Source organism: Faecalibacter sp. (genome assembly GCF_057177045.1).
This window is the reverse complement of record NZ_CM169987.1, coordinates 1,699,311-1,718,090: the sequence shown is the minus strand read 5'-3', so window position 1 is coordinate 1,718,090 and position 18,780 is coordinate 1,699,311. Positions and strand designations below refer to the sequence as shown.

At 33.1% G+C, this 18,780-nt stretch carries 18 protein-coding genes; 7 read left to right on the top strand and 11 right to left on the bottom strand.

The window, feature by feature from the left end; genetic code table 11:
- The first annotated feature begins 179 nt into the window (after positions 1-179).
- Positions 180-1,493, top strand: a complete 1,314-nt coding sequence (locus AC1QSP_RS08025; RefSeq protein ID WP_484078262.1) for a dihydrolipoamide acetyltransferase family protein — start codon at positions 180-182, stop codon at positions 1,491-1,493.
- An 84-nt stretch (positions 1,494-1,577) separates the two neighbouring features.
- Complete coding sequence (locus AC1QSP_RS08020) at positions 1,578-2,081, top strand: hypothetical protein (RefSeq protein WP_484078261.1); 504 nt, start codon at positions 1,578-1,580, stop codon at positions 2,079-2,081.
- Here the strand turns inward: AC1QSP_RS08020 and AC1QSP_RS08015 are convergent.
- Both AC1QSP_RS08015 and AC1QSP_RS08010 read right to left on the bottom strand, forming a co-directional pair.
- Positions 2,065-2,547 (bottom strand): hypothetical protein, encoded by a 483-nt coding sequence (locus AC1QSP_RS08015; protein WP_484078260.1) that lies wholly within the window; start codon positions 2,545-2,547, stop codon positions 2,065-2,067. The genes AC1QSP_RS08020 and AC1QSP_RS08015 overlap by 17 nt on opposite strands.
- A gap of 130 nt (positions 2,548-2,677) precedes the next feature.
- Positions 2,678-4,177 (bottom strand): Do family serine endopeptidase, encoded by a 1,500-nt coding sequence (locus tag AC1QSP_RS08010; protein WP_484078259.1) that lies wholly within the window; start codon positions 4,175-4,177, stop codon positions 2,678-2,680.
- Between the two features lie 168 nt (positions 4,178-4,345).
- On the opposite strand from AC1QSP_RS08010, the gene dapF reads away from it, so the two are divergent.
- Positions 4,346-5,122, top strand: a complete 777-nt coding sequence (gene dapF / locus AC1QSP_RS08005; RefSeq protein WP_484078258.1) for a diaminopimelate epimerase — start codon at positions 4,346-4,348, stop codon at positions 5,120-5,122.
- Positions 5,123-5,124: 2 nt separating this feature from the next.
- Complete coding sequence (gene mltG / locus AC1QSP_RS08000; protein ID WP_484078257.1) at positions 5,125-6,144, top strand: endolytic transglycosylase MltG; 1,020 nt, start codon at positions 5,125-5,127, stop codon at positions 6,142-6,144.
- Between the two features lie 520 nt (positions 6,145-6,664).
- Here the strand turns inward: mltG and AC1QSP_RS07995 are convergent.
- From AC1QSP_RS07995 to panB, 9 genes are all read right to left on the bottom strand, one after another.
- Positions 6,665-9,394, bottom strand: coding sequence for a carboxypeptidase regulatory-like domain-containing protein (locus tag AC1QSP_RS07995; RefSeq protein ID WP_484078256.1), 2,730 nt, complete (start codon positions 9,392-9,394; stop codon positions 6,665-6,667).
- A gap of 23 nt (positions 9,395-9,417) precedes the next feature.
- Entirely contained in the window at positions 9,418-10,194 is a 777-nt protein-coding gene (locus tag AC1QSP_RS07990) for a GLPGLI family protein (RefSeq protein ID WP_484078255.1), read from the bottom strand.
- A 42-nt stretch (positions 10,195-10,236) separates the two neighbouring features.
- On the bottom strand, positions 10,237-10,839 hold the full coding sequence (gene pncA / locus AC1QSP_RS07985) for a bifunctional nicotinamidase/pyrazinamidase (RefSeq protein WP_484078254.1): 603 nt from the start codon (positions 10,837-10,839) through the stop codon (positions 10,237-10,239).
- 118 nt (positions 10,840-10,957) lie between these two features.
- Positions 10,958-11,740 carry a GLPGLI family protein gene (locus tag AC1QSP_RS07980; RefSeq protein ID WP_484078253.1) on the bottom strand — a complete coding sequence of 261 codons (783 nt, stop codon included), beginning with the start codon at positions 11,738-11,740 and terminating at the stop codon, positions 10,958-10,960.
- Positions 11,741-11,814: 74 nt separating this feature from the next.
- Positions 11,815-12,579: a GLPGLI family protein gene (locus AC1QSP_RS07975; protein WP_484078252.1), complete on the bottom strand. Its 765-nt coding sequence runs from the start codon at positions 12,577-12,579 to the stop codon at positions 11,815-11,817.
- A 68-nt stretch (positions 12,580-12,647) separates the two neighbouring features.
- Positions 12,648-13,640 carry a glycosyltransferase family 2 protein gene (locus tag AC1QSP_RS07970; protein ID WP_484078251.1) on the bottom strand — a complete coding sequence of 331 codons (993 nt, stop codon included), beginning with the start codon at positions 13,638-13,640 and terminating at the stop codon, positions 12,648-12,650.
- Complete coding sequence (locus tag AC1QSP_RS07965; protein WP_484078250.1) at positions 13,637-14,509, bottom strand: lysophospholipid acyltransferase family protein; 873 nt, start codon at positions 14,507-14,509, stop codon at positions 13,637-13,639. Before AC1QSP_RS07965 ends, AC1QSP_RS07970 begins: the two co-directional genes overlap by 4 nt.
- Positions 14,510-14,531: 22 nt before the next feature.
- Positions 14,532-15,215 carry an RluA family pseudouridine synthase gene (locus AC1QSP_RS07960; protein WP_484078249.1) on the bottom strand — a complete coding sequence of 228 codons (684 nt, stop codon included), beginning with the start codon at positions 15,213-15,215 and terminating at the stop codon, positions 14,532-14,534.
- A 108-nt stretch (positions 15,216-15,323) separates the two neighbouring features.
- Positions 15,324-16,139: a 3-methyl-2-oxobutanoate hydroxymethyltransferase gene (gene panB / locus AC1QSP_RS07955; protein WP_484078248.1), complete on the bottom strand. Its 816-nt coding sequence runs from the start codon at positions 16,137-16,139 to the stop codon at positions 15,324-15,326.
- 286 nt (positions 16,140-16,425) lie between these two features.
- Here panB and rfbB point away from each other — a divergent pair, with 286 nt between their 5' ends.
- The 3 genes from rfbB to rfbA are packed head-to-tail and all read left to right on the top strand — an operon-like array spanning position 16,426 to position 18,779.
- Entirely contained in the window at positions 16,426-17,472 is a 1,047-nt protein-coding gene (rfbB, locus tag AC1QSP_RS07950; RefSeq protein WP_484078247.1) for a dTDP-glucose 4,6-dehydratase, read from the top strand.
- A gap of 44 nt (positions 17,473-17,516) precedes the next feature.
- Positions 17,517-17,882: a four helix bundle protein gene (locus tag AC1QSP_RS07945; RefSeq protein ID WP_484078246.1), complete on the top strand. Its 366-nt coding sequence runs from the start codon at positions 17,517-17,519 to the stop codon at positions 17,880-17,882.
- 36 nt (positions 17,883-17,918) lie between these two features.
- The gene (rfbA, locus tag AC1QSP_RS07940; RefSeq protein WP_484078245.1) at positions 17,919-18,779 is read left to right on the top strand and encodes a glucose-1-phosphate thymidylyltransferase RfbA; all 861 of its coding nucleotides are present in this window, start codon (positions 17,919-17,921) and stop codon (positions 18,777-18,779) included.
- Position 18,780: the final 1 nt, after the last annotated feature.

The window sequence follows — 18,780 nt, the reverse complement described above, 5'->3', positions numbered from 1 at the left end:
GTGCTTAATTATCATATTCTTAAAGATCATCCCATTTTTAAGGTTTAATTTTATTGAATTAATAATTTAATTCTAATTAACTGATGATAATTTAAAATTAATTCCCCTGAAAATTAACTGGATGTGTTCAATCATTCAAAATTTTGATTAGATTTGTAGGACAAGCAAAAATCACTATAATGTCTGACTATAAATTAATTTTACCTTCTATGGGAGAAGGTGTAATGGAAGCTACAGTAACCAATTGGATAAAAAATATTGGTGATGCAATTGCAGAAGATGAATCTGTAGTAGAAATTGCAACAGATAAGGTCGATTCTGATGTTCCATCTCCAGTAGCGGGAATTTTGAAAGAAATACTTATTCCTGTCGATGGAATTGCTAAAGTTGGTGAACCTATCGCTATTCTAACTGTATCAGGAAATGTTGACCAACAAGAAAGTGTTGAATCAACGCATGAAGACCCTGCTCAAGAAATTAAAGAAGTTGCTCAACAAATTGAAAAAGAAATTAAAGTTGTAGCTCAGACAGCTACAAATGATCAATACAAATCAGATAAATTTTACTCTCCTTTAGTTCGTTCGATCGCTTCTGAAGAAGGTATATCCGCATCCGAGTTGGATTCAATTCAGGGTACTGGTGCTAATGGAAGAGTAACCAAAGATGATATAAAAAAATACATCGATCAAAAGGCAAATGGTACATTACCACAACCTGTAATAACTGAATCGATAAAACCTGTAGTAGCAACGCCTCCTGCAGCGCCTGTAACAATTCCATCTGGTGATGATGAAATTATTGAGATGGATCGTATGCGTAAAATTATTGCGCAAAATATGGTACAAGCGAAACAAGTTGCTCCACACGTAACCTCTTTTGTAGAAGTAGATGTGACAAACATTGTACTTTGGAGAGAAAAAAATAAAAAGGAATTCGAAAAGAAACATGGTGAGAAAATCACTTATATGCCAATTTTTATCGAAGCAGTTACTAAAGCAATTCAAGATTTTCCAATGATTAATGTATCTGTTGATGGAGATAACATTATCAAAAAGAAAAATATTAATGTAGGAATGGCTGCAGCTTTACCATCAGGAAATTTAATTGTACCAGTCATTAAAAATGCGGATCAATTTAATCTGGCAGGATTAGCGAAACAAGTGAATGATTTAGCGGTAAGAGCTCGTAATAATAAATTAAAACCAACGGATATCCAAGGTGGTACTTATACAATCACGAATATTGGTACATTTGGAAATGTTTTAGGAACACCAATCATTCCACAACCTCAAGTGGCTATTTTAGCTGTGGGTGCAATTGTGAAAAAACCTGCAGTTATTGAAACGCCAACTGGTGATGTCATAGGAATTCGTCACAAAATGTATTTATCTCATGCTTATGACCATCGTGTCGTAGATGGAGCATTAGGAGGTATGTTTGTAAAACGTGTAGCAGAATATTTAGAAGCGTTTGATATCAATACATCAATCTAAAACTTCTTCATAAATAAAATTTAAAAACCTTTGATTTATTTCAAAGGTTTTTTTTATACCTTTAGATAACTAATATTACTAGCCATGGGAGCATTCATATCAATCTTTATCATTTTTGCAGTTTTTATTCTTTTCTGTGGGATCTTTTTTATGGTAGCGATATCAGATGCTAAAGTCAGAGAAAAAAGTGCGTTAGAATTGTATAAATCCCTTCCTACTCATATAAAAAATAAATGGGTGGTGCGATACAATATTGGTCGACCTGAAGGACGATTTCTTAAAATGAAAACATTTCAAGGAAGTGGTGTTTTATATGTCCATGAAAATGAAATTCTTTTTGAAGATATTTTAGGTAATGAAACGCATTCATTTTCAATGGATAAATGTAAAATTTCTTGGGTTGAAAATAAAATTAATGGTATTACAAACGCTTTTAAAATTGTCGATAACGAAAGCGCAATGTTCTTTTATGTTGAGAAAGGCGCTCCTTTAGTTCATACTATTGATGAAAACGAATCCACTTCGGAATTATATTCGCGCTTAAAAACCATAAAAAAAGCCTATAAGGCTTCTAAAAAAGTTGGGTAGGAAGATGTAAGGTGAATCCTAATCTAAACCCATCCATAGCTTTGAAATTTTTATTTTCTCGAAATTCGAAAGCATACCCTGCATTTAATTCCAATAAGCTTAAGACTGCAATTCCTGCTTTTGGTGTAATGGTCCATGGTGAAGCATCAACACGTAGAACGTAAAAAGCAGAATTCATATTGCTACTATATGGATCACCCAAATTATTCTGAAAATTGAAGAGATATCCAACACCCACTTCGGGAATTGCTCTGAATTGATCTCTCATGTATCCTAAATTAACATTCGCATTAACAGATATAATGTTGTCATTGTATTGCACTAAGTATAAATCAGCGCCCACACGTCCATAATTTCCATTCCAATATTCGTATCCCGCGTTAATCACAAAATATGGGGTTGTTTTTTGTTGTGCGTAAGTCACAAAAGATAACAAGATAAGAAGTAAGGATAATATTCTTTTCATGGTGTAAAAATAAGAAATAATAAGCTCTAATAGATGAAGTGAGGTGAGTAAATTAAAAAATCGGACAAATGACATGTTTTGTCAAATGCCCGACTCTTATTTTAAATCGACTATAATGTACGAATACGACTTATTCTAATGTAAATCCTTTCGTATAGATTCTTCCATAGAAATCAGCAAACTTAATGTTTACACGACCTTTGTGATTTTTAAGAATTTTTTCAATATCATTTTTAGATGATACTTCTTTATCATTGATGGATAATAAAATAAATTCTTCTTGTACTCCAGCTCCAGCTAATTTACCATTAGGTTCAATGTTTTTTACCATAACACCATAGTTAATTCCAAAGCTATCTTTTTGTCTTTCTGTTAATGGTTCAAAATCTGCTCCTAAGATTTCTAAAGCTGTTAAATCCGCTTTACTTCTTGTAGATGAATTACCTTTTGCATCCTTTAACACCAAAGTATAATTTCTTTCTTTACCATCACGTAAGACTGTTACTTCAACTTTATCTCCAGGACGTTTACTTCCAACTTGGAAAGATAAGTTAGAGAAATTATTTATTGTTTTACCATCAATTTTTGTAATGATGTCACCTTCTTGAATACCAGCTTCAATTGCAGAACCTTTTGGAACAACACTTGTGACCATTACACCTTTATCTGTTTTGATGTTCTTTTTCTCTTGCTGATTATATTGTCTCACCGCTTGAGCATCAGATAAATCAAATCCTTGAATACCTAAATACCCTCTTTGGACTAGTCCATACTTTTTAATATCTTCTACAACTTTCTTCACTAAATTCGATGGAACGGCAAATCCATATCCAGCATAAGAACCAGTTGGTGAAGAAATCGCAGTATTAATACCGATTAAATCTCCATTCGCATTGACTAAAGCTCCTCCCGAGTTACCTGGGTTAATGGCAGCATCCGTTTGAATAAATGATTCGATAGGTGAGTCAGAGTTTTGTCTTAAGATGTTAATACTTCTACCTTTTGCAGAAATAATACCTGCAGTAACTGTAGAATTTAAACCAAATGGATTACCAACAGCTAACACCCAATCACCTACATTAATCACATCAGAATCAACAAATTTAATGTATGGTAAGCCTTTATCTTCGATTTTTAAAAGGGCAATATCTGTACTAGGATCAGAACCAATTAAATCCGCTGTATATGTTTTTTGATTATTTAATTTAACTTCGATTTTATTTGCCCCTTTTATCACGTGGTTATTTGTAACAATATAACCATCAGGAGAAATAATTACCCCAGAACCTGATCCTGCTGGCTGGTTTTCTTGACTTCTTTGTTGTTGTCTCTGCTCAGGGAAACCAAAAAAGAAATCAAATGGATCCATCTGACGCTGTCTTTGTGTTTGCGTTTGATAGTTATTAATCGCAACAACTGTGTTAACCGATTTATTGGCAGCTTCAACAAAGCTTGGTGCAGTATATCCGTAATTTCCTTTATAATCAACAAATTCAAAGTCTCCATTTTGCTGTGACGATGCACTAGTCACTAAAGGGTTTTCAATTTTATCTTGTAATAAGTAAAACCCACCTAATGTTGTTACAGAACTCATAAGTCCGACCAACATGTAATTTGTATATTTTTTCATTTCCGTAATAATTAATTGAGTTTGTTTATTTATGTCTTATTCAAATTTAAGACCAAAATTTTAACATTTACAACCCCTTTAACTCACATTTAACAATTTTGTCAAAACATTTAAACAATACTTAAGAGTGATAAAAAATCATTTATTTTGTAGAAAATTTAATGAAACATGAAAATTAAATTCTATAAATATCAAGGAGCTGGTAATGATTTTGTGATGATCGATAATAGAGAAGGTGGTTTTCCAGTAAAAACAGAAACAATTGCCAAAATTTGTGATCGTAATTTCGGAATTGGTGGAGATGGATTAATTCTGTTAGAAAATGATGCAGAATCAGATTTTAGAATGGTTTACTTTAATTCAGATGGAAATGAAAGTACCATGTGTGGTAATGGTGGTCGTTGTATTGTTCGTTTTGCACATGATTTACAAGTGACAGATGAAAAAATGACATTTAATGCCATAGACGGGTTACACCATGCTGTTGTGGATGGCGATACGATTCGTTTACAGATGATTGATGTACAAGAAGTAGAAGATCATGATCGATATTTGTTTATGAATACAGGTTCGCCTCATCACGTTGAATTTGTAAAAAATGTAGCAGATGTCGATGTGTACAATTTAGGAAAGAAAATCAGAAATGGGTCTCCTTACTTTGAGGCAGGATCGAATGTGAATTTTGTAGAAGTGTTACCGAACAAAACACTGAAAATAAGAACATACGAGCGGGGAGTAGAAGATGAAACATTAGCATGTGGTACAGGAATTACGGCTGCTGCTATTGCATCATATGTCAGAGGTTTTGTAAAAGATTCGGATATTAAAATTGAAGCTTTAGGTGGAAAATTATCCGTTAATTTTGATGAAAAAAATAATACCTTTGAAAATGTATGGCTTAATGGGCCAGCAGTAAGAGTTTTCGAAGGCGAAATTGAAATTTAACGATGACAAAAAAGTTATATTTATTCGCAATGCTGTCAGTTTTAATGCTGACAAGTTGTGATTTTATCAAAGGTTTTAAAGGAAATGCAACCAAAGACGGTTTTGTATATATTCCTCGTGGAGCTAATTTCGAACAAGTATTAGATTCATTAAAACCTTATTTGAAAAATGTAGATGAATTCAAGAAGTTTGCCGAATCAGCAGATTATCCATCAACAATTAAACCTGGAAAATATAAGATTTTAGCAGATGATAGTAGTAGTTCTATTATCGATCGTTTGCAAGGTGGAGAACAAGAGGAGGTTAAATTACGCATTAAGAACGAACCTACATTATACCATATGATTGGTTCAGTTTCACGACAAGTTAATGTGGATTCAGCAGCTTTAGCTAATTATGTTATGGAATGGGCTGCTGAAAAAGATACTGCATTGAATGCAGAAACTGTAAAACAATATTTTATTCCAGAAACGTATTTTGTGTATTGGTCATTGACTCCAGAGAAATTTATGGAGCGTATGGAATCTCAATACAATAAAGTATGGAATACTGATCGTTTAGCAAAGGCCAAAGCGATGAATATGACACCACTTGAGGTGACAACGTTAGCGTCTATTGTTCAATTAGAATCATCTGATCACGAAGAGGATCAAAAAGCTGTAGCTAAAGCATATTTAAATCGTTTAGCCATTGATATGCGTCTAGAGGCTGATCCAACTTCAATTTATGCCCATAAATTAGAAAATGGATTTGATCAGAAGGTACAACGTGTCTATAAAAAATTAACATGGTCGCATAATGCGTATAATACCTATCGTAATAAAGGTTTACCACCAGCGCCGATTTGTTTACCAAATGTACAAATGATCGACGCTGTTTTGAATCCAGCAGATCATGATTTTATCTATTTTGCTGCAGATCCTGATCGTCCAGGGTATCACAGTTTTGCCAAAACATTTGAAGAGCATAAAAAGAATGCCGACAAATACCGTGAATGGGTCAAGAAAAATAACATCAAATAAAATATTAAAGCCACTCGATCGAGTGGCTTTTTTTATGGGATCAAAGATTCTCTTTTTTGAAAAATATGATATTTCGTAATCTTTATAGAATCGATACAATGTTTAACAGAACCAATACATCTCGAAGGGTCCAATTGTTCGATTAATAATTCTTCGTTTTCACTAATTTCTATCCTTTGGAGCGGAGTATTTTTGGTAGGAATTTTTTGATACATCACGACCAAACATAAGAACAATGATAATATACCTGTAGCTTTTTTTAAAGCAATATTTTTGGTTGACACTTTTATCCAATAGTAGAATGAAAACAATAACGTGAGAATCATTACAATGAATTCGATCGAATTAAAATCAACTTTTTGAAATTCCCATTCCGGGAAAAGTATTCTTTTGAATAATAACAGCGTAAAGATAATAAGGGATAATTTAATGGTGGTGAACTTCATATAAAGTGATATGCCTAAAGGTACAAATAAAAAAAGAGGCTATAAAGCCTCTTTTACAATTTTTCAATATGGGATTAGAATTTATATCTCAAATTCACAATAAAGTATCTTCCTAACACATCAGTTGTACTGGTTTGGACATAGTTGTTGTTGAAAGAGTTACTTACAATGACATTATTTCCTAAGATATTTCCTGCAATAAATGAAATATATGTTTTCTTAAATGCATTATATCGAATCGAAGCATTTAATTCTTTCGCTTCATTGATTCTGCTACCATCACGATTTTGGATGCGATATGAAAAGTCAGATTGTAATAATAATTTATCTGTAATCGACCATGCCACATCTCCGAACGGACGCCATGTTTCAAATTCTTGTGAAACTAAGGATTCGAATTTACTGAATGATGCATTTAATCCAGCTTTTAATTCTAAACGTTTTTTGAAGGTAAATGTATTGGTTAACGTATAGTTTTGAGATAAACTTTTGTTGTTAACAGTTTGTAATTCTGGTTCAGTAATCGTGTTCGTGTACGTAAAGTTATCCGAATAACTTACATTACCATTAAAACGTACATTGTACCATTTTTTGAAACGTTTGCTGACATTTAAATTCGCAGCATAGGTTTTATCATCATACTCAGAATTAAGTAATGTATTAATCTGAGAAATTGTAAATGCATCAGGATTATTTGGATCTGTAGCTACACGTTCAAATTGAGATGCAGTTTGTATGCTTCGATCTCTTTGGGTATACGATAAGTTAGCAAATACATTAAAGAAAGAAAACGAATTAAAGTGATTGAAACCTAACGAACTTGTATGAGTTAAGGCCTGTCTCAAATCTTGATTTCCTGCAAAAATCGAACGATAACTTTGTAAAGTATAAGACTCTGTTAAGTCTTTCGCATGAGGGAAACTATATCCTTTGTTATAGTTAAAGAAAATAGATGTTGCATTATTAAAGTTATATCTCAAATTTGCGTGTGGCAAAATTTCAGTTTCGTTGAATTTTACACTTGGCGAATTATAATAATTTACTTTTTCATTGAAAAATGAAACGCCTGCCCCTAAATCTGCTTGAAACTTCCCAATCTTCTTTGTAATTGTTGCATCTGCAAATGTTTCATTGTAATCAAAATCCGTGTTCGAAATGGTATTTACTCCATTGACAGCTTGTGTTATTAAATTTCCTTGATCATAAATTTTGTTCTCAAAATCTTGAACAGAGAAATTTGTTCCAACTTTTAATTTTAAGTTGGTTGTATTATTAATCAAGTGATTATATACAGAATATAATTGGATCGTATTGGTAATATAATTTTGATTTTGGCCCAAAATATAGCGTCCACCAATATTGGTAAGATTTCCAAAAATATTAAACATTGGTTCTTCCGCATTCATTAACAGATCAGGTGTTTCTTTTTGGTACTGGTGACGTACATAAAAACCAATATTGTGATCGCGCCCAATTTTCTGAATATACGATAAAGATTGCGATAAACTAAAGTTCTTACGATCCGTTAAGTTGGTGTTGTAACCTACTGATTCATTATTTCTAAAACGATTTACATTTTGTTCGTCTTCGTTTCCTGTATAATTGAAATTAATACGGTATTTGAACTCACCTCTATCATTTGGACGGTAGTCTAAACGTAAGCGGCTCATTGCAGAGATCAATTTGTTTTCGTTTTGTTGTTCATCTACCTCTGTAAATGGCGTTTCTAGCGTATTATAATAACGCTCGATTTTAGAATTGTATCGAATGTTATTAGTATTGACTAACCCAAACCCCGATAATTTTAATTTTTTATTTGGTTCATATCCAAAATGGGCTGCACCATTGTACGTATTCATTTCAGCAGCATTGGTGTTCGAACCGAAGTTTAATGCTGAACTTCCTCCACGTAAGGAATAAATACTCCCTTCTGCATTAAATTCAGAAAATCCACCGAAAAAACTGAAGTAATCTTCACGATCAAATACTTCTTTCCCATAGGTGTTGAAGTCGTTAATCACCGTAGCATCCATTTTCTCACTAAAATAGAAGGCTTTTAATTGTGCATCGGCGTGATCTTTCGAGTCTCCACCAATTGTGGCATTTCCAAATAAAAGACTTTTAGCATCTTCCTTTAACTCAATATTCAAAGACGCTTGTTCATCTTCTTGTAAAGATGAGGCAAAAGGATTGGATTTAAATTTAGTATTCAACTGAATTTTAGAAACAGCATCAGACGGTAAATTCTTATTTAAAAGTTTAGTGTTTCCACCAAGAACTTCTCGTCCACCAACAGTAATTGTCGTAATCTCTTTTCCTTTGTGGTATACTTTACCGTTTTCAACTTCAATTCCAGGAAGTTTCTTCAAGATATCTTCTAGCACTTCTTCATTACCCACTTTAAAAGAGTCAGCATCATATTCAACTGTATCTCCTTTAATTTTGATGGCTTGTTGCGCTTTGATAATAGTTTCTTGTAACGAAATAGATTCAGTTCCTTTTACCAGTTTTAATTTCTCGTTTTTGTTTCCGTCTAATTCAATTTTTTTTACAAGAGTTTCATATCCGCTTTGTTCAATTTCAATTTCGTAAGGTTGATTACAAGGAAGTGTAAATTCAAATTCTCCAGACGAGTTCGTGAAAACAAAACCTTTACCTTCGTTTTTAGCATCGAAAATAGAAACCGACGCATCGGTTACGGGGATTCCCATTTCGTTAAGAACGGTACCTTTCAACTTACAATCTTGCGCAAATGTTATAGCAGCTGTAAGCTGAAATAAGATGAAGTAGAGTATTTTATTCATTTATTTTGGTTAATTTTTATGTATTAATTGGTGTCCACACCGCCACCCATCATTTCTTTGTATTGATCTTGCAGTTTTTTCATCTCTGCCATAAATTGATCTTGGGTTACGATGTTTCCTTTTGTAGGTAGTGTAAGTTTGATTTCTTTATCTGATATTTTTAAATCTTTAAGGGTATAAATCATTAAAGCATTGTTCATTTTAAATTCAGCTTTAACAATTAATCCAGGTAAACCTGCTAATGATGTTGGTCCATCTTTTACCGCAATATCAGGAGCATACCAAGCATTCACGGCAATAGAATCCATCATGACACCTTCTGCTTTTGTAACTTTATAACCTGCTATATCCGATTTTTCGCGCGTAATTTTCCATTTGTAATCCGGAACCGCATCTTTGATTAAATATTGTTTTACCCCCATATCCACTTCTTTATAATAAACAGGCGGAGTAACAGAGAAATCTTTATAAGTTGGTTTATTATCAAAAGCCATCATCTGCTGTACAATCATTCCTGATTGATTTTGAGCATTGGCAACTTTTTCTTCAATTTGGAAAGATGAAGTTTTACCGTTATTCTTTAAGAAATAATTGATGTAAATACCATTTGCAATTTCTGCTTTTAACATATCAGCGACTTGAGCACGATACGCTTGAGGAATGGTTTTCATCGTTTCCTCATAATCTAATTTCATTTCGCAAACATATGTTGCTTCGATATTTTGCGTTTTATGGTCCTGTGCAATGGATAATGTAGTCGTTAATAATCCTAAGGCAAATGTGAATAATAATTTCTTCATAATTTAGTATTTTATTAATTAGTAGTGGGTTAATGTAAAACGTTACAAGATATAGGAAGAAATTTGTCCACCTTTTGCTCTAAAATTATCTTTTAAATCGATATAATTAACAGGATCAATAGCTTTAACAGAAGCATCTAATATCGATGTTGAATAACCAAGTGATAAAGCATCCATTGCAGTATAATAAACACAAAAATCTGCAGCTAAACCACAAACATATACAGCATCTACTTTACGATCTTGTAAGTAACCATGTAATCCTGTATTTTTTTTACGACCATTGTCAAAAAATCCGCTATAAGAATCAATTTCTGGATTAGTTCCTTTTCTGAAAATAGCCTCAATACGATTGGTATTTAAATCTTGATGCAAATTAGCACCAGGTGTTCCTTGAATGCAATGGTCTGGCCAAAGCGTTTGCTGTAATCCATTTAATTCAATTACGTCAAATGGATTTTTTCCTTCGTGTTGAGACGCAAAACTTTTATGATTTGCAGGATGCCAATCTTGAGTTGCGACGATTAACTCAAATTTATTTTGTAATTCATTGATACGATCAATAATTAAATCTCCTTCAGGTACCGCAAGTGCGCCACCCGGCATAAAATCATTTTGCATATCAACAATAATAAGAGCTTTCATAGTTGTTGTATTTTAAGTTACAATAAGGAATAATCAAATTAAAGTCCAATTTAGGTCTTATCAGATTGAACTTTAGTTAAATATAATAAATTACGAAGATTTTTTACAACAGAATGGATTAATCTCTACGATTTACTCCTTGATTACGCATTTGTTCAAAACGTTCGCGTTGTTCTTTTTGTAATTTTTCATAATCAGCTTCTGTAATAGTTGATTTCGCTTTTGGCATTTCAATCGCTTTTTTATCATTAGAAGTTTTGATATTAGATATTACAATGATTTTTTTACCTTTAATCGGACCTTGTTCAATTTCAGATTCAACTTCTAAAATTAACCCAGGTAATCCCCAATAATTTTCAGGTCCATTTTTCGCAGGAATTTTAGTCGAATACCAAGCCGTAATCACTTTACCATCTTTTTCAGCTGTTGCTTTACGCGCTTCATTGCCTAAAATCGTACGCGTTTCTCGTGTTAATTTCCAATCAAAATTTGGTAACTCATCTTTTACAGTATACGTTTTCGACATCATGTTCACTTCTTTTGTATAAGATTTTGTTGAAATGTCTTTGTAAACGTTGTCATTACCTCCGAATCGCATCATGCGCATTCCTCCACGACCACCAGGACCGCTTTGTTGATCATTACTAATTTTTTCAATGGCCTTATATACGGATTGTTCCCCGAAAATAGTTAATACGGATTCTTGTGGTTCTTGGATGCGTTTTTTCATTTCATCCATCATTTCTTTTGGCATTTGACGTCCACCGCCACCACCAGGAGGTTGGAAAGTAAAATCTTCTGGTAAAATTAAACGTGAAGTATAAGTTACTTCAATTTTTTCTTGTTGAGCAAACGATAAAGTGGATAAGACGAATACTGATATTGCAAGTATTTTTTTCATTGTTGTTTATTGTATTTGATACCATTTAGACAAAAAAAACTCCGATTAGTTTAATCGGAGTTTAGAATTTGTATTTAATTTTTGGTTTCAACACCTTGATTTCTCATTTGTTCAGCACGTAAACGTTGTTCTTCTTTTAATTTTTCGAATTCAGCTTCAGTAATAGTTGTTTTTACTTTTGGAGCTTCAATCGGTTTAGTATTCGTAATTGGTTTAATATCACCAATTGTAATGACACGTTTTCCTTTGATCCAACCTTGATCTAATGGCGATTCAATTTCTAAAATTAACCCAGGTAATCCCCAATAATTTTCGGGTCCCGTTTTATTTGGAATTTTAGTAGCATACCAAACCGTTAACTCTTGATCATTTTGCATGAATGTGGCTTTGCGTGCTTCGTTTCCTAAAATTGTTTTGGTTTCACGCGTTAATTTCCAATCAAATGGTTTCAATTGATCTTTGATGGTATAATCTTTTGCCGAAATCATCATATCCTTATAATAGATTCCATTGGCTAAATCTTGAAAAATATTGTCTCCACCAAAGCGCATAAATTTCATATGCGAACGTCCCATTGAAGCTTCTTGATCATTACTGATTTTTTCTATAGCTTTATAAAACGATTGCTGACCAAATACTGTTAAGGTACTTTCTTGTGGTTCTTGTAACGCTTTTTTGAAGTCGTCTTGCATATCTTTTGACATTGCTCGTCCGCCAGAAGCTTGAAATTCGAAATCAGCAGGTAAAATGATACGTGTAATATAGGTCACTTCAAATTTATCTTGTGCAAAAATGCATGCGCTAAAGAATAGGAGAGTAGCTGCAAATAATTTTTTCATTTTAGTGGTGTCTTTTTTCAAATTTAATCAAAAAAATACTCCAATTCATTGAACTGGAGTATTGAGAATTATTCTAAATCTTGGTATTTTTTTCTTTTCTGAATGAAATATTGAACCGGAATTAATTTTTTCGATCCGTAATTTCTGATCTGATGAGGTCCACGTTTTTTATACATCTTCGAGAAATCTCTATAAAAATGCATATGCGACATAAAGATCGCCCAAAGATGACCAAATCCATTTTGGAATAAAAAGACAATTGCTGAAATTCCATCTAACGATAATCGGGAGAAGATAATCGGAAACAACTGATCTTTGGGTAAATTCTTTAGATACATATTTAAACAGTTTCTGAAATTTAAATATGTTTTCTTTGGATTATTTTTTTGTAAGGTTCCGCCACCTAAATGGTAAACGGTTGATTGTCCACAATAATAAATCTTACGGTTATCATTTTTTAAACGCCAACACAAATCAATTTCCTCCATGTGGGCAAAAAAGTCTTCATCGAAACCTTTTTGACGAACAAAATCTTCTTGGCGAATAAATAAACTAGCACCTGTAGCCCAAAAACATTCGATGGTGTCGTTGTATTGCCCTTTGTCTTCTTCTAAATCGAAAAAGACACGTCCTCTACAAAATGGATAACCGAATTCATCGATAAAACCACCTCCAGCTCCAGCGTATTCAAATTTCGATTTATTTTTATAATCTAAAATCTTCGGTTGAATCGCAGCAATGGATGCATCTTTTTTGAACAATTCCATAATAGGTTCTGTCCAATTGGCTGTGACCTCAACATCCGAATTTAAGAGACAATAAATATCGGCATCAATATGTTTTAATCCTTCATTGTACCCTTTAGCAAAACCGTAATTTCCGTGGTTTTGAACAATTTTAATCTGTGGATAATGTGTATTTAAAAATGAAATTGAATCATCCGTAGAGGCATTATCAATTACATATAATTCAGCATTATTAGTATGTGCAACGACTGATGGTAAAAATTCTTCTAATAATTTTCGACCATTCCAGTTTAATATAACAACGGCTAATTTCATTGGAAATCTTCTTTTTTATATTTCCAACGCTTATGGCTCCATAACCAGTTTGCTGGATCTTCTTTGATATGATTTTCTAATTTGGTAAAAAATTGTTCGACAATTTCGTTCTCTTTGAACTGAACACCATCTGCAGGATACATGCGTTCGAAAGTTGTATGATAATATCCTCTTTTTATTTTCTCGGTCTTACAATAAACAACACCGATGTTTTTTCGGATCGCAATTTTTTCAAAACCGTTGAAAGCAGGAGTATCTTGATTAAAGAATTTTGTCCAGAAATGAACAGCACTTTTCTTCGGACTTTGATCGGCTACGAATAAGAAAACGTGACTTCCATCGTTCGGTGCTTTCATCATAAAGCGAAGGACATCTTTCATATCAATTGTGATTGTTCCAAAACGTTCACGAATGTGATTGATTTTTTCGTTCCAAAATGGATTTTTTACTTTGTGATAAACCGCGCACGTATTTTCAATCGGCATGTATTTCCCTAAATTGATGTACCATTCCCAATTGAAAACATGGCCATTCATCATCATGGCATTTCGACCTTCGGCTTTAATTTCTGCAAAAGCTTCCATATTCGAAAAGGTATGACGTTGGTCCAATTCTTCTTGTGTGATCGAAAATGCTTTTAACGTTTCAACCAAATAATCAGTAAAGTAGCGGTAGAAATCTTTGTAAATCTGATCAATTTCTTTCTCTGATTTTTCAGGAAAACAATTGCGCAGGTTATTTTTAATCACATTTCTTCGGTATCCAATTACGGTGTACAATAAGAAATATAAGAAATCAGCAAACCAGTAAAGTACCGATAACGGTAACCTTGAAAGCTGATAAATGATAAAATAAAATACTGTATTCATTTTAATGAATTATAACGTGAAATTACGCATTAAATTGATTGGTTGCTTGCCAAATTTTATCCTTTGGTACAGGAGCAATTACCGTCATTTCTTCTTTTTTAACCGGATGTTCAAATGTGATGCGATAGGCGTGTAAACAAATGCTTCCATCCGGATTCGAACGTTTTGCTCCGTATTTTAAATCTCCTTTGATGGGACAACCAACCGCAGCTAATTGCGAACGAATTTGGTGTGAACGACCTGTGAATAATTTTACTTCTACACAATGAAAAGAATCCAAAGCGCCTAAATACGTATATTCTAAAATCGCTTTTTTGGCATCACCCGTAGGCTTATTAAAAACGGTTGTTTTATTGTTCTTTGGATTTTTGCGCAAGTAATGTTCTAATCGTTCAAAATCTTTGGGTGGTTTGCTCTGCACAATGGCACGATACACTTTATCAATGTGACGTTTTTGGAACATCTCATTCATACGTGTCAAAGCTTTTGATGTTTTGGCAAAAATAATCACGCCCGAAGTTGGACGATCTAAACGATGCACTAAACCTAAGAATACATTTCCGGGTTTGTTATCGCGTTTTTTGATGAAGTCTTTAAGGCTATCGACTAAAGGAATGTCACCTGTTTCGTCGCCTTGAGCCAATTCACCGGCTCTTTTATTGATAATAAGAAGATGATTATCTTCAAATAATATTTCTGGTTGCATTAAAATAAGTGCTAAAAAAATGAGCCTTGGAAAAGCTCGTATAACTTGTACAAAAATACGAAGTTTATACGGAACATTTTCCAAAACTCAAGTTAGATATGACTTATCTTAATATTGCTCGTTTGAATTGGGGAAGTCAGTTGATTTTACATCAGCAACGTATTGTTCGATGGCACCAACCACTTGATCTTCTAAGTTTAAGTATTTACGAACAAATTTAGGTTTGAACTCGTTGTTTAAACCTAACATATCGTGAACCACTAAAACTTGTCCATCACATCCATTTCCAGCACCGATACCAATTGTTGGGATTGCAATAGATTCAGTTACTTTAGATGCTAAACCAGCTGGAATTTTTTCCATGACTAAAGAGAAACATCCCAATTCTTCTAATAATTTAGCATCGCTTAATAATTGTTCTGCTTCTGCTTCATCCTTCGCGCGTACTTTGTACGAACCGAATTGGTAAATCGACTGAGGTGTTAATCCTAAGTGTCCCATTACAGGGATACCAGCATTCACGATACGACGAATGGATTCTGCTACTTCTTGACCACCTTCTAATTTGATGGCATGAGCACCCGATTCTTTCATAATACGAATCGCTGAATCCAAAGCTTTTTGTGGATCTGATTGGTATGTACCAAAAGGTAAATCCACTACGACTAACGCACGTTTAGCGCCACGAACCACACATTGTGCGTGGTAAATCATTTGGTCTAAAGTGATTGGTAAAGTTGTTTCGTGACCAGCCATTACATTTGCCGCTGAATCTCCTACTAAAATCACTTCTGTTCCTGCCTTATCTACTAATGTAGAGATCGTGAAATCGTAAGCAGTTAACATTGATATTTTCTCACCCTCAAACTTCATTTTACGTAAAGTCTCAGTCGTGATTCTTTTTATTTCTTTTGTAACAGACATTTTGTTTGATGAATATTTTTTGCTAATTTAATTATAAATATAATCGTACAAATATTTTCTTAACGTTTAAATTTGAAACTTATCATATTTTTAAAATTATGATTAAAATGCTGTAAGAAATGGAAATACAATAAACTTAAACCTCTATTCACTATAAATCGTTCAAAAAATTATAAATTTGTTTTTTGTGATTTGAATATCCAGGTTGCTTAAAATAAGTCCATTAATTTTAAAATACGTTCATATAAGTAACTCCTATGAACATCAATATAACTGAAATAAACGAATGAAAACGATACTAATTACAGGTGGAGCAGGTTTTATCGGTTCTCACGTTGTTAGAGAATTTGTATTAAAATATCCAGAATATAAAATTATTAATCTGGATGCTTTAACCTATGCTGGTAATCTTGAAAATTTAAAAGATATTGAAGATCACAGCAATTATCAATTTGTAAAAGCTGATATTGTTGATGCAAAACAGATCTTAGATATTTTTGAAGAATATAAACCAGATGGTGTAATTCACCTTGCCGCCGAATCACATGTCGACCGTTCGATTACTAATCCATTAGAATTTGTGATGACTAATGTGATAGGAACAGTTAATTTATTGAATGCTGCAAAACATATTTGGGCAGGTAATTATGAAGGAAAACGTTTTCATCATGTCTCTACCGATGAGGTTTTTGGAGCTTTAGGAGATGAGGGATTCTTTACAGAATCGACAAAATATGATCCACATTCACCCTATTCAGCTTCTAAAGCATCATCAGATCATTTTGTTCGTGCATATCATGACACTTATGGTCTTCCGATTGTTTTAACGAACTGTTCAAATAATTATGGACCGAATCATTTTCCTGAGAAATTAATCCCATTATGTATCCATAATATTTTAAATGGTAAACCACTTCCAATTTATGGTGATGGTAAATATACACGCGATTGGCTATTTGTAATCGATCATGCCAAAGCCATTGATTTAGTTTTTCATGAAGGTAAAAATGGAGATTCGTATAACGTTGGAGGATTTAACGAATGGAAGAATATCGACTTGGTGAAAGAATTGTGTAAACAAATGGATGAAAAATTAGGCCGTGAAGCAGGAACTTCAGAACAATTGATCACATTTGTAAAAGATCGTCCAGGGCACGATTTACGTTATGCAATTGACGCTACAAAAATTAATCAAGAATTAGGTTGGAAGCCATCAGTAACGTTTGAAGAAGGTTTGTCAAAAACAATTGATTGGTTCTTGTCGAATGAAGAATGGCTTAATAATGTCACTTCAGGGGATTATCAAAATTATTACGAGAAGCAGTATAGTTAATGGAGTGAATTTGATAATTTGTTAATTCGTTAATGAGGAAATAAATGACTAAGCAATTTTATTTTGAACGATTAGAAGTTTGGATAAATTCCAAAAACTTAGCAGTACAAATATATTTATTAACTGAAAAATTTCCTTCAAAAGAGCAATTCGGATTAACAAGTCAAATTAGAAGATCGACTATAAGTATTTCAGCTAATATTGCTGAAGGAATATCAAGGAAAACAAATAACGACAAGGCAAGATTTATTAATCAATCATTTTCTTCTGCTATAGAATTGCTAAATTATTTAATCATTATTAAAGATTTACAATGGATTAGTTATGATGAATATGAAAACTTTAGGAATCAAATTGAATTAATTACAAATCAGTTAAACGCTTTGTATAACAAAATAAAAAAAGGTTGATTTTACAAATCTTCATTTTTACAAATTAACTAATTTATGAAAGGAATTATTCTTGCCGGAGGTTCAGGAACACGACTTTATCCGCTAACTATTGCTGTTAGTAAACAATTAATGCCAGTATATGATAAACCGATGATTTATTATCCTTTATCAACTCTTTTACTTGCTGGGATTAAAGATATTTTAATTATTACTACACCACATGATTCTAAGCCTTTTCAACGCTTATTAGGAGATGGATCTCAGATAGGGTGTAATATTCAATATGCAGTTCAGCCAAGTCCAGATGGACTAGCACAAGCCTTTATCATTGGAGAAGATTTTATTGGAGAAGATTCAGTGGCTTTAGTGCTTGGAGATAATATTTTTTATGGAACAGGTTTAGAGCAATTATTAGAATCCAAAACTTCTGTAAAAGGAGGATGTGTTTTTGCTTATCAAGTAAGCGATCCAGAACGATATGGAGTAGTCGATTTTGATGAAAATCAAAAAGCTTTATCGATTGAGGAGAAACCTACACATCCAAAATCAAATTATGCTGTTCCAGGATTATATTTTTACGATAATCAAGTAGTTGAAATCGCAAAGAATTTGGAACCTTCCTCTCGTGGAGAATTAGAGATTACAGATGTCAATAAAGTTTATCTTGAGAAAGGAGAATTGGAAGTTGGGATCATGGATCGAGGTACTGCATGGCTAGATACGGGAACTTTTGAATCTTTACATGAAGCATCGGAGTTTGTTCGTGTTATTGAAAAACGCCAAGGGGTGAGTGTTTCTTGTATTGAAGAAATTGCTTATCGCAAAGGTTTTATCAATAAAGAACAACTTTTAGCTGCTGCAGAAAAGTATGGTAAAAGTGGATATGGAGCGTATTTGAAATCGATAGTGGAGTAGT

Bases quoted from the DNA above. Each gene is read 5' to 3' on its own strand.
- AC1QSP_RS07945 (WP_484078246.1), top strand. From the start codon at position 17,517: ATGACTAAGCAATTTTATTTTGAACGATTAGAAGTTTGGATAAATTCC.
- dapF (WP_484078258.1), top strand. From the start codon at position 4,346: ATGAAAATTAAATTCTATAAATATCAAGGAGCTGGTAATGATTTTGTG.
- AC1QSP_RS07975 (WP_484078252.1), bottom strand. From the start codon at position 12,579: ATGAAAAAATTATTTGCAGCTACTCTCCTATTCTTTAGCGCATGCATT.
- AC1QSP_RS08020 (WP_484078261.1), top strand. From the start codon at position 1,578: ATGGGAGCATTCATATCAATCTTTATCATTTTTGCAGTTTTTATTCTT.
- AC1QSP_RS07990 (WP_484078255.1), bottom strand. From the start codon at position 10,194: ATGAAGAAATTATTATTCACATTTGCCTTAGGATTATTAACGACTACA.
- AC1QSP_RS08015 (WP_484078260.1), bottom strand. From the start codon at position 2,547: ATGAAAAGAATATTATCCTTACTTCTTATCTTGTTATCTTTTGTGACT.
- AC1QSP_RS08025 (WP_484078262.1), top strand. From the start codon at position 180: ATGTCTGACTATAAATTAATTTTACCTTCTATGGGAGAAGGTGTAATG.
- AC1QSP_RS08010 (WP_484078259.1), bottom strand. From the start codon at position 4,177: ATGAAAAAATATACAAATTACATGTTGGTCGGACTTATGAGTTCTGTA.
- rfbA (WP_484078245.1), top strand. From the start codon at position 17,919: ATGAAAGGAATTATTCTTGCCGGAGGTTCAGGAACACGACTTTATCCG.
- AC1QSP_RS07970 (WP_484078251.1), bottom strand. From the start codon at position 13,640: ATGAAATTAGCCGTTGTTATATTAAACTGGAATGGTCGAAAATTATTA.
- panB (WP_484078248.1), bottom strand. From the start codon at position 16,139: ATGTCTGTTACAAAAGAAATAAAAAGAATCACGACTGAGACTTTACGT.
- pncA (WP_484078254.1), bottom strand. From the start codon at position 10,839: ATGAAAGCTCTTATTATTGTTGATATGCAAAATGATTTTATGCCGGGT.
- AC1QSP_RS07980 (WP_484078253.1), bottom strand. From the start codon at position 11,740: ATGAAAAAAATACTTGCAATATCAGTATTCGTCTTATCCACTTTATCG.
- rfbB (WP_484078247.1), top strand. From the start codon at position 16,426: ATGAAAACGATACTAATTACAGGTGGAGCAGGTTTTATCGGTTCTCAC.
- AC1QSP_RS07965 (WP_484078250.1), bottom strand. From the start codon at position 14,509: ATGAATACAGTATTTTATTTTATCATTTATCAGCTTTCAAGGTTACCG.
- mltG (WP_484078257.1), top strand. From the start codon at position 5,125: ATGACAAAAAAGTTATATTTATTCGCAATGCTGTCAGTTTTAATGCTG.
- AC1QSP_RS07960 (WP_484078249.1), bottom strand. From the start codon at position 15,215: ATGCAACCAGAAATATTATTTGAAGATAATCATCTTCTTATTATCAAT.
- AC1QSP_RS07995 (WP_484078256.1), bottom strand. From the start codon at position 9,394: ATGAATAAAATACTCTACTTCATCTTATTTCAGCTTACAGCTGCTATA.